Annotated in this window: 10 protein-coding genes; 6 read left to right on the top strand and 4 right to left on the bottom strand. The window is 41.6% G+C overall.

The window, feature by feature from the left end; all coding sequences use genetic code 11:
• From ACJ751_RS19345 to ACJ751_RS19370, 6 genes are all read left to right on the top strand, one after another.
• A partial coding sequence (locus ACJ751_RS19345) for a glycoside hydrolase family 5 protein (protein WP_407747165.1) occupies positions 1–1,173 on the top strand: 1,173 nt, incomplete at its 5' end.
• A 14-nt stretch (positions 1,174–1,187) separates the two neighbouring features.
• Entirely contained in the window at positions 1,188–2,792 is a 1,605-nt protein-coding gene (locus ACJ751_RS19350) for a glycoside hydrolase 43 family protein (RefSeq protein WP_407747166.1), read from the top strand.
• A 26-nt stretch (positions 2,793–2,818) separates the two neighbouring features.
• Positions 2,819–4,984 carry an NPCBM/NEW2 domain-containing protein gene (locus tag ACJ751_RS19355; RefSeq protein ID WP_407747167.1) on the top strand — a complete coding sequence of 722 codons (2,166 nt, stop codon included), beginning with the start codon at positions 2,819–2,821 and terminating at the stop codon, positions 4,982–4,984.
• Between the two features lie 70 nt (positions 4,985–5,054).
• Positions 5,055–5,198 carry a hypothetical protein gene (locus ACJ751_RS19360; protein ID WP_407747168.1) on the top strand — a complete coding sequence of 48 codons (144 nt, stop codon included), beginning with the start codon at positions 5,055–5,057 and terminating at the stop codon, positions 5,196–5,198.
• Positions 5,199–5,247: 49 nt separating this feature from the next.
• The gene (locus ACJ751_RS19365; protein WP_407747169.1) at positions 5,248–6,600 is read left to right on the top strand and encodes a glycoside hydrolase family 43 protein; all 1,353 of its coding nucleotides are present in this window, start codon (positions 5,248–5,250) and stop codon (positions 6,598–6,600) included.
• Positions 6,601–6,668: 68 nt separating this feature from the next.
• A complete protein-coding gene (locus tag ACJ751_RS19370; RefSeq protein ID WP_407747170.1) occupies positions 6,669–8,204 on the top strand; it encodes a glycoside hydrolase family 43 protein in 1,536 nt (511 codons plus the stop codon).
• Between the two features lie 336 nt (positions 8,205–8,540).
• On the opposite strand, the gene ACJ751_RS19375 is transcribed toward ACJ751_RS19370, so the two are convergent.
• The 4 genes from ACJ751_RS19375 to ACJ751_RS19390 form a co-directional block, all read right to left on the bottom strand.
• Positions 8,541–9,107 (bottom strand): hypothetical protein, encoded by a 567-nt coding sequence (locus ACJ751_RS19375; RefSeq protein ID WP_407747171.1) that lies wholly within the window; start codon positions 9,105–9,107, stop codon positions 8,541–8,543.
• Between the two features lie 425 nt (positions 9,108–9,532).
• Positions 9,533–10,057: a hypothetical protein gene (locus tag ACJ751_RS19380; protein WP_407747172.1), complete on the bottom strand. Its 525-nt coding sequence runs from the start codon at positions 10,055–10,057 to the stop codon at positions 9,533–9,535.
• Positions 10,058–10,179: 122 nt separating this feature from the next.
• Positions 10,180–10,626: a hypothetical protein gene (locus ACJ751_RS19385; RefSeq protein ID WP_407747173.1), complete on the bottom strand. Its 447-nt coding sequence runs from the start codon at positions 10,624–10,626 to the stop codon at positions 10,180–10,182.
• A 12-nt stretch (positions 10,627–10,638) separates the two neighbouring features.
• Positions 10,639–11,182 (bottom strand): M91 family zinc metallopeptidase (locus ACJ751_RS19390; RefSeq protein ID WP_407747174.1); only part of this gene is annotated, 544 nt, incomplete at its 5' end.

Raw genomic sequence — 11,182 nt, forward strand, 5'->3', positions numbered from 1 at the left:
GGCTATTTAGATATAACCTCATCAAACGGCCAGAACAGGCGGGTAAAGGTTACTCAACCGCCTACTCTCTACCCGTCTTATAACACAAGCCCCAAAGCACCCGATACAAGCGGTATGAGCAGCACAGCCGTGCAACTGGCGGCAAAAATGCATATGGGAATAAATTTTGGCAATACCATGGAATCACCAAACGAAGCTGATTGGGTGAGTAGTAAAATCACCGAATCGTATGTGAAATTTGTAAAACAAACAGGTTTCAATGCTGTACGGATTCCCTGTAACTGGGTTTGGAGTCATTTAAGCGATCCGGCAAAAGCGAAAATTGACCCGGCCTGGCTTAACAGGGTGAAAGAAGTGGTTGGATGGTGTGTGGCTAATGATGTGTATGTGATACTGAATGCTCACGGTGATAATGGCTGGCTGGAACGTAATGTCAATAAGTTAAAGCAAGATTCCATTAATGCGATGTTAAAGGCGATTTGGGAGCAGATTGCTACAACCATGCGTGATTTTGATGAGCACCTTATGTTTGCCGGCACGAATGAACCTACGGCTGAAAATGCCGAGCAGATGTCCATACTTAATGGTTATCACGAAACATTCATCAAGGCAGTTCGCTCTACCGGGGGCAGAAACAGTTCCCGGGTGCTGGTTGTGCAGGGACCCAGAACTGACAGTTATTTAACTTCTGATCTGATGACTACTCTTCCTCACGACCCGGTACCTAATCGTATGATGCTTGAGGTACATTGCTACTCGCCTGCTACATTTAATCTACTAAATGATGGAGATGTAAGTTGGGGCAACATGGTTTACTACTGGGGGGCCGGGAATCATTCTACTATTGAGCCAGAGCGCAACGCCACCTCTGGAGAAGAGGATGCGCTAACTGCTGAACTCGGAAAGATGAAAAAGTTTGTTGATAAAGGTATACCTGTGGTGCTGGGTGAATATGCATCCTGGAGGCGGACTGCCAGCAGTAGCAAGTATGTTCCTAAGGATCTGGCTATGCACAACAAGTCTGTGGAGTACTGGGCAACTTTTGCGACCAAAACGGCTAGATCGAATGGCCTTCTGCCATTCTGGTGGGAGATAGGTTTTATGTTAGACAGATCTAATAATGTGGTAAAGGACCAGCCATTGTTAGATGCCATTATTGCAGGATATAAGTAAAAAATAATTAAATAATGATCAAAATTTTTTTATCCTGCGTTGCGCTTTTGAGTTGCCTGTTTTTTTCAAATAATGTTCATGCACAACAAGCAACCAATCCAATCATTTTTGCTGATGTGCCCGATATGTCGATGATCAGGGTTGGTAAAAATTATTACATGAGCAGTACAACGATGCACATGAACCCGGGTGTGCCCATTATGAAATCTACAGATCTTGTCAATTGGAAACTGATCAACTATGCCTACGAAACTTTGGCAGATATACCGGAGTTAAATTTGACAGAAGGACAAAACACCTATGGAAAGGGGTCGTGGGCCAGCAGTCTGCGTTTCCACAAGGGCATGTATTATGTAACCACTTTTGCACAAACCACAGGTGAAACCTACATTTTTAAAACAAAAGATATTGAAAAAGGGAATTGGCAAAGAGTTTCTTTTAAGCCATCCCTCCATGACCATTCTCTATTTTTTGATGATGATGGCAAGGTATATTTAATTTATGACGCAGACAGGCTTAAAATTGTTGAATTAAATGACGATCTAACAGGAGTTAAGCAAGGCGTTCCGGAGAGGGTTCTCATCGAAAACGCTCACGCACCAGCAGGAAAAGAAATGGGCCTTGGCGCTGAAGGATCTCAATTATTTAAAGTAAATGGGAAATACTATTTATTTAATATTTGCGCCCCACGCGGTGGAATGCGAACTGTAATTATACATAGGGCAGATAATATCAATGGCCCCTGGGAAGGAAAAGTTGGCTTACAGGATAGAGGAATTGCTCAAGGAGGATTGATAAGCACTCCCGATGGACGTTGGTTCTCTTATCTTTTCCGCGATTTTGGTGCTGTTGGCCGCGTTCCTTATCTCGTTCCTGTCAAGTGGGAAGACGGTTGGCCTGTATTGGGAGAAAACGGCAAAGTCCCAAAAACATTAGACCTGCCAGCCAGTAAAGGTTTGATTCCGAATTTGGTTGCTTCTGATGAATTCAACCGAAAAAAGGGACAAGCAGCGCTTCCTTTAGTATGGCAATGGAATCATAATCCGGATAATTCGCTGTGGTCTGTAACTGAAAGAAAAGGATTCCTTCGCCTCAAAGCAGGAAGAGTCGACACTGATTTTCTTCAGGCCAGAAACACACTTACACAACGCACTATTGGTCCAACCAGCTCAGCTTCTGTTTCCCTGGATGTTTCCAAAATGAAAGACGGCGATTTTGCCGGATTCTCAGCTTTCCAAAAAGAGTATGGATCAGTGGGTGTTAAAATTGACGCGGGTCAAAAGTCGATAGTAATGATCACTACTGATAATGATAAGCCTGTCGAAGTAAAGCGAATTCCATTGGATGAAGACCAAATTTACTTCAGAATCGATTGCGATTTTACCGGCATGAACGATGAAGCTAATAACCTTTACGCTCTTAATGGGAAAGATGAAGCTAGTTTCTTTTACAGTCTTGATGGAAAAGTTTGGAAACCGATAGGTCGACCTTTGAAGATGAGATATCGCATTCCGCATTTTATGGGCTATCGTTTTGCCTTATTTAACTATGCAACAAAGAATACTGGCGGATATGTAGATTTTGATTTCTTTCATATTACGGATACGATCCAACGATAAGATCCACACACACATTTAGAACAACAATGAATATCAGAAAGATAGTATTACAGGTAACAGCTCTTTTTGTTGCAGCGGGGGCGCAGGCTCAAAACCCGATTATACAAACCATTTATACAGCCGATCCGGCGCCTCCTATCAATTATAAATTAAAAATGAATACAGCAAGTAAAAGCATATTTACTCTTGTCTTCGCTATTATCTTCAGCTTAGTAAGCATAAGTACTCTTTCCGCACAAACTGTTTGGTTAGATCAACTGGATCTCAGCCCAGCTACACAGGGCTGGGGCATACCTAAAAAAAACAAGACGGTTGATGACAACATCATGACCATCGCAGGGAAAACCTTTCAGCGTGGCTTCGGCACACACGCAGAAAGCTCTCTTTTTATTCAGCTCGATGGTAAGGCAAATTCGTTTACCGCGCAGGTTGGCATTGATGATGAGGTGAAAGGGCGTCAGCCCGCCGTAGAGTTTATTGTATACGGCGATGGAGCGAAGCTTTGGTCGAGCGGTGTAATGCATGAAGGTGATACTGCCCGGCTATGTAATGTGAAACTTTTGGGTGTGAAAAAACTTGAGCTGCTGGTAACAGATGGAGGAAACGGTAACAGCAGCGATCATGCCGACTGGGCAGATGCAAAATTTGAGGCGGCCGGTGTGGCAAGTTTTGCTACTTATTATCCTGTCCCAAGTGAGCCCTATATTCTTACCCCTAAGCCATCGGCAAAACCGAAGATTAATAGCGCAAGCGTTTTCGGTGTCCGCCCGGGCTCGCCGTTTCAGTTCAGGATACCTGCCACCGGAGACCGGCCAATGACCTTTTTGGTTACCGGCTTGCCTAAGGGACTAAAGCTGGATAAAAAAACAGGACTTATCACTGGTAAGCTTGTTAAAGCCGGTACTTACGTTATTCAATTGAAGGCAAAGAATGCGAAAGGTATAGCCGAAAAAAGTTTACGAATTATCTGTGGTGATAAAATCGCACTTACCCCGCCAATGGGTTGGAATAGTTGGAATTGTTTCGCTGGAGAGGTTTCTGCTGAGAAAGTCAAGCGCGCTGCGGAAGTAATGGTAAAAACCGGACTTGTAAATTACGGATGGAATTACGTAAATATTGACGACTACTGGCAAAATAACCGCGATTCGAAAGATCCTTCCCAGCAAGGTAGGTTCCGGGACGATGCTGGTAATATAGTTCCTAATAAAAGGTTTGGAGATATGAAATCCCTGACAGACTATGTGCATGGCTTAGGTTTAAAGATCGGCATTTATTCCAGTCCTGGTCCCTGGACCTGTGATGGCGGTGCCGGTAGCTATGGTTATGAGAGGCAAGATGCCGAAAGTTATGCCAAATGGGGTTTCGATTACCTGAAATACGATTGGTGCAGCTATGGAGGAGTGCTAAATGGAATACCTGGTAACGACCCAAACAAAGTAGTCTCTATATCTTACAATGGAGGTTATCAATTGTCTACCGCCGTCAAACCATACAAATTAATGGGAGATTATATCCGTCAGCAACCCCGCGACATTGTTTTCAGCTTGTGTCAGTACGGAATGTCGGATGTTTGGAAATGGGGCGATTCGGTAGGTGGAAACACCTGGCGTACAACGAATGATATAACAGACAACTGGTCCAACGTTAAAAGTATTGCATTAGCTCAGGATCAGGCCGCAGCTTGGGCTAAACCCGGTAACTGGAACGATCCGGACATGCTGGTTGTAGGAATAGTAGGCTGGGGTAGCCCGCATCCGACCATGCTTAAACCAGACGAGCAGTATCTTCACTTCAGCCTTTGGAGCCTTTTCTCTGCGCCTCTGCTAATTGGTTGCGATATGGAAAAACTGGATGCCTTTACGCTGAATTTATTGACAAACGATGAAGTGATCGCTGTTAATCAGGATGCTCTTGGCAAACAGGCTACCTGTGTTCAGACTATCGGAGATCTGCGCATTTATGTAAAAGAACTTCAGGATGGCAGTCGTGTAGCAGGCTTTTGCAATTTCGGTCTGGAGAAAGTGGATATCTCTTACAAGGATCTGAAAAAGCTTGGTATTTCAGGAAAGCAAAAGGTGCGTGATCTTTGGCGTCAGAAAGATATTACAACAATCCATGCGGACAAAGAGGCTCTTTCGGTGAAGGTTCCGATGCATGGAGTGGCTCTGTACAAATTTATGCCTGTTAAATAGCAGGATAATTCGAAGCTGTTGGTAATGAGGTAATATGGTTGCCAAAGGAAAAGCGGATAAACAATGTCTCATGGCGCGAGGAGCGGATTTTAGCAAACAGATTCCTGCCAAATTCGTGATAACGCCTGACAGGTTGATGTTTGAAGAGCAGAACTACACGCCTTCTCCGTTCACGTTATTAGGGGATGGAGATGTAACTCGAATGAAAATTTAGTTCGGAGATTTTCGTACATATCACACACACACACACATTTAGAACAACAATGAATATCAGACAGATAGTATTACAGGTAACAACTCTTTTTGTTGCAGCGGGTGCGCAGGCTCAAAACCCGATTATACAAACCATTTATACAGCCGATCCAGCGCCGATGGTATACAAAGATACCGTTTACCTGTACACCGGGCATGATGAAGATAAATCGACTGTGTTTATGATGAAAGACTGGCACTGTTTCACATCTACTGATATGGTGAACTGGACAGACCGGGGGGCACCCCTATCGCTTAAAACGTTCAGCTGGGCGAAGCAAGATGCCTGGGCCGGGCAATGCATCCCCAGGAATGGGAAGTTTTACTGGTATGTACCTATGACCCATGAAACGATGGGAATGTCAATCGGGGTGGCTGTTTCTGATAGTCCTACCGGTCCGTTTAAAGATGCACTTGGAAAACCACTGGTGCACAGCGGTAACGGAGATATTGATCCCACGGTATTTATTGATGACGATGGTCAGGCATATCTCTATTGGGGGAACCCTTATCTTATGTACGTAAAGTTGAACCAGGATATGATCTCTTACGCTGGCGAGGTAGTTACAGTGCCGTTGAATAAAGAAGGGTTTAATGTACGATATAAAGATGTTGATATAAGACCTTCAGCATACGAAGAAGGGCCCTGGTTTTACAAACGCAAAAACGGGTACTATATGCATTATCCTGCAGGAGGTGTTCCGGAACATTTGGCTTACTCAACCAGCACAAGTGCTACCGGACCCTGGGTTTACCGCGATACCATTATGCGGATAATTGACAAGGGAGGCGCTTTTACCAATCATCCAGGTGTGATCGAGTATAAAGGCAAATCGTATTTGTTCTATCATAACGGTGCATTGCCAGGTGGCGGAGGTTTTACCCGTTCCGTTTGTGTGGACGAGTTTCAGTATAATAAAGATGGCAGCATTCCGCGGATAACGCCAACAGCCGAAGGTGTAAAACCTGTTGAACATGTAAATCCATTCATACGCCAGGAAGCGGAAACTATAGCCTGGGAGCAGGGAATTGAAACCGAACGCAGCACCAACGCCGGAGTTTATGTAACCGAAATCAGCAATGGTGATTTTATCAAAGTACGAAGTGTTGATTTTAAGAAAGGAGCAGGAATATTTCAGGCTAATGTTTCATCGGCATCAGGTGGTTTTATCGAAATACATGTAGATAGTTGCAACGGAGAACTATTGGGATCCTGTGAGGTGAAAAACACAGGAGGCTTGCAAAGCTGGACCACCGTTTCAACTAAAGTAAATAAAACAAAGGGCGTTCACGATCTGTACTTTGTTTTTAAAGGCAATCAGGGCGATCTGTTCAATTTCAACTGGTGGAAGTTCGATAAATAAGATCTTCAAAAATCATTCGAGAATTAACTCCAAATGAGTTTTCGTTTTTTAGATAAAATAAGAAAAGCATGTTTAGAAAAAAAGTATTGTTAAGTACGGTCCTTGCTATCTCTTTACTGGGATATAAAAAAGAGGTAGGAGCGCAGACTAATGCGCATAAACTGAAAGTGGTTAATGAAAACCTGGAAGAAAAATTTGCAAATGTTTCGCCGAAACTTACTTCCGATAATGCGAATCCTTTATTAGATTTTATATTTACGGCCGACCCAACAGCTGTAGAATACAATGGAAGAATTTATGTATATGCCACGAATGATCATCAACAGTATGAGAAGGTAGGAAAGGATGGAAAAAATTCATACGAGCATATCCGTACACTGGTCATGATGTCTTCCGATGATATGGTCAACTGGACTTATCATGGCCTTATAAATACAGCAAAGCTGGCACCATGGAGTCAGAATTCCTGGGCGCCTTCCATTACATCCAGACTGGAAGCAGATGGTAAGACGCACTTCTATTTGTATTACTCCAATGGCGGTGGTGGCTCAGCCGTGCTTACTTCCACCTCGCCCGTTGGCCCGTGGAGCGACCCATTAGGAAAGAACATAGTCGATCGTTCTGTCCCCGGTGTGGATGTCGGAGCTCCATTCGATCCCGGAGTTTTGATTGACGACCAAGGTACAGGCTGGCTGAGTTTTGGAGCCGGAACGCCTAAAACGAAATATATGCCGGATAATGCCAGAATCGTCAAATTAGGAGCAGATATGATCAGTTTGGCCAGCAATGTTTCTAAGATACCCGCTCCTTATTTTAATGAGGCCAGCGACCTTAACTTTATCAATGGAACCTGGGTTTATAGCTATTGTACGAGTTGGGATGAACGCACTGAATGGCCTTATAGCAATATTGATAAACCAACTGCATGCAACATATCTTATATGACGAGTAAAACACCGTTAGATCCGGATAGTTGGAAGTATCGCGATAATTACTTTAAGAATACTGGCGAAGTTAACGTGGGTCCTTTGACAAACAATCACACTCACTTCTTCAAGTTTAAAGAGAAAAATTATATTGCTTACCATGCCATGTATTTACAGGATTATTTCGGCACTAAGGGTGGTTTTCGTAATGTGGGTATCGAAGAAATGCAGGTGGATGAAGGGAATGATGTGAATATCCCCATGGTCAAAGCAACTTTTAAAGGTCCGTCACAACTTAACCCATTAAATCCATTCGTTCTTCAGCAAGCAGAAACCACCGCAGGTACTTCGGGGCATGTCCGGTTCGAAGCTGTTGGTAACCCCGGCAATATGGTTGCCAAAGGAAAAGCAGATAAACAATGTCTCATGGTACGGGGAGCCGATTTTAGCAAACAGATTCCTGCCAGATTCGAAGCCAGGGTGAGAGGAAAAGGCAAAATTGATGTTTATGTAAATAATCTTAAAGGTACAGCCCTTGTTTCCCTTATATGTGATGGGAAGGAATGGACTACGCTCTCAAAGAAAATAGAACGGAAAATAAATAAAGGAGTAGGGAATATCTATTTTGTATTTAATGGAGAGGATTTTTTGTTTGATGAATGGAAATTCACTTATTAATTCCGGTTGCTGGTTTATTGATGGTAATTATAATTAGATGTTCGATCAAAACGGGCTGTTACTGCCGATAAAAGGGATTTGAACAAATGTACCAATAAAAAAGAATATTATTTTAAGATATGGCTTAAACAGATGTCTATTATTATTTTTCAAATTGACTTCAATACGGCAATAACCAGGAATTCCTAATACCATCATTTTTGTATCAAACCCAATTATCTTATATATTTGTAAAGACAGGCAGAAACTGTTAAAAAGTGCGGGTAACAGGCACACTAACGGGCACGTAAATAGGCTCTTTATTTTTTTGTGACACACCTTTTGACATACCAAGGTTTAAATAATTGATCTCCAGAACTTAAGGATTCCTGTTCTGGGCACCACATTGAAAAGCTCCGAATTTTTGGGGCTTTCTTTATTTTCAGGCCCTCTCAAACCCTTGCCTGGCCTGCATATCCGCTCAATGACCTTTCGATATGGTATGGTTCGATAAGAATTATCTTCAAAAACCAGCTTTTCGGGTAACGGCAAAAGAAAGCAAAGTGTAAGTTCAATCATGTTGTTGATTGGTCGGGGGGACTTAGAGTTGACACCGTGTATGGAAAGCCCTAAAAACTTTCCGATGAACCCGAAGAGCAACCACCAATTATCTAATTTGAAACTAAGAACAGGAATGATAAAAATTGGTAGTATTACTAAAAACAAAAGTACTCGCATTGTCCACGCAATGAAACTGTCAAAAAACAAAATGGAAAAGCGCCTTTGCTTTTGACTTCTTATTTCACGACTAACCTTATCCACTGTGACGCATAGATAAAATTGGCAATTCGCCTCATTTGTAATTCCTGGTGCTTTTGAGATGAAAGAATAAACCGAAACTCTTTTCCATAAATGACGCTTCATTTAATAGTTTAAAATTACCCCAATGGGGCATTGAAAGTCAGAGTTCAGTTTATAAAGTGTTAATAAACAGCGCCGTGTGAAAAGTTACTCGCGTCTTTTTAAAATTAGGTAAGACGCATCGGATGACGCAAGAATCTTACCCATAAAGTGCAGTAAAACCAGGTATGCCTAAAAAGCAAAAAACCTGCAAATCGTTGATTTTGCAGGTTATATTACTTTAAGTTTATCTCAATTAACTGAGTGAAGCGGAGAGCGAGGATCTCTTTCCACCTAGCGTAAATATTATTAGGTCAATAAATTACAAAGACACTTTCGAATCACTCACAAGATCACTCACTGCCATTTTTTTACTTCATTGCAAATCGAACCCAAATATAACGAATAATTGATTTCAACCGCCTCAGCAAGTGTTCGGCGCCTACAACTCACCTGCTTTTTAGACTATTAAAATTAAACTCGTTTTCCAAAAGAGCAATTATTTTGACCATATTTGCTGATTTCCAGTTTTTGTCTTTGGTATATTCTGGCTCCCAAAAATCATAATAAGTATAAGTGGCGGGAGTTAATATCTCAACGCAGTAAGTTGTTCCATCAGCTCCGCTCCTACTAGTATCCGACAGTTCCTTCACTTTTAACTGATACAATTCGCTAATAAACTGCTGCCAGCCAGATATCGGTTCAATATTTTCCATATCATAGTGCTCAATTATATCATAACTGAGCCTATTAATATAGCCAACATTCATTTGGTATAACCTGCCATTCCATTGGTTATTTTGTTGTTCAATGATTATTAAATGCTTTTTCTTAGCAAGTGAATAATCAAACCATATCCTGATCTGTAAAGAGTCAAAACCCTCTTCAGGAGATTCCAGGCTCAGTTGTTTGCTTAATTGCCGCACATTATGAAAGCTACTCCATATGTTGGAGGTATCGGTGCGGATATCCATCGAAACCGGTTGCCTGATCTTATTAATATTTTCTTGTTGATTGGATTTGACCTGACCTTTACAGGAAGCCAACACCAAAACGCAAAGAAATATTGGATATCCAGCCCGCTGTGAATTATAGATCAATAATTTTCTACATTAAAGGGGTTAAACTCACTTGGCAATTGGCCCATAATAGGTCTAAACAAATCCCAAAACGCAGGATCCCAGGCATAATCATCGAAAACCTTTACTTGTTTATAATATACTTCGCCTCTTTGGGCAGTACCTGTACTTCGATTTTCATTAAAAACTGGATTAGTTCTAATTTTATTAAGGGCTTCAAAAAATGCCTGAGTTGAATCTAATTTAAATACATTGCTGGTATCTGCAGATTTAACGATAAGACTATCGGTGTAATAAGAGCCAGTTCCTTTAACAACATAGGTTTTTCCATCTGAATTGATATGCATTGAAAAGTACTTGGTAAATAATCTCACATCACACCGAACATCACATTGCTTTTTCATGTTGGTTTGCTCCCTACAAGCAAAAAAGATTAAAAAAAGCGGCAAATAAAATAGCTTCATCTTAATAGTATATTAATATTCGTAATAATTTAATCTCTCCGTTTTTCCCTGCTCAAATCTCAGGTTATTTTCCGTTGTATATTTTATTCCTTTCGAAGATTGTCTTATGCTAAAACCTACTGTTGCCCCTTCTTCTTTCGAGATGGTTTCTTTTCTGGTAGTACCATCCGGAACTTCGTAAGAGTGTTTCATAGTACCATCTGCTATTTCTTCGCCATTCATTTGGGCGAACGCATGAACGAGTTCATGATCAAGCATATCTGAAACAGACAATCTTTCTTCGCGAATAGTGCCACCACTACTTTTAGTATATATTGTATGACCTGCACCTACATCCGTAGATATATCTGTACCACGACCATTTGATTCATTACTTTTATCTCCCTTCGTCGCACCAGTTGCAGCACCTGGCATTCCATGTACCTCACCCTTTTCTACCGCCAGTGCCATATTTATAGTAAGGGTTTTTGAGTTTCCAATCAAGTTTCTAACTAAAGCAGTTCCTTCATTTTTCTTACCCTTACTCTTATAGGCAATTTCAACCTTGTGTGTTTTA

Origin of the sequence: Niastella sp., from assembly GCF_045805085.1 — a bacterium.
GTDB lineage: Bacteria > Bacteroidota > Bacteroidia > Chitinophagales > Chitinophagaceae > Niastella.

Coding starts and splice junctions, on each gene's coding strand:
- ACJ751_RS19350 (WP_407747166.1), top strand. CDS start 1,188: ATGATCAAAATTTTTTTATCCTGCGTTGCGCTTTTGAGTTGCCTGTTT.
- ACJ751_RS19355 (WP_407747167.1), top strand. CDS start 2,819: ATGAATATCAGAAAGATAGTATTACAGGTAACAGCTCTTTTTGTTGCA.
- ACJ751_RS19360 (WP_407747168.1), top strand. CDS start 5,055: ATGGCGCGAGGAGCGGATTTTAGCAAACAGATTCCTGCCAAATTCGTG.
- ACJ751_RS19365 (WP_407747169.1), top strand. CDS start 5,248: ATGAATATCAGACAGATAGTATTACAGGTAACAACTCTTTTTGTTGCA.
- ACJ751_RS19370 (WP_407747170.1), top strand. CDS start 6,669: ATGTTTAGAAAAAAAGTATTGTTAAGTACGGTCCTTGCTATCTCTTTA.
- ACJ751_RS19375 (WP_407747171.1), bottom strand. CDS start 9,107: ATGAAGCGTCATTTATGGAAAAGAGTTTCGGTTTATTCTTTCATCTCA.
- ACJ751_RS19380 (WP_407747172.1), bottom strand. CDS start 10,057: ATGGATATCCGCACCGATACCTCCAACATATGGAGTAGCTTTCATAAT.
- ACJ751_RS19385 (WP_407747173.1), bottom strand. CDS start 10,626: ATGAAGCTATTTTATTTGCCGCTTTTTTTAATCTTTTTTGCTTGTAGG.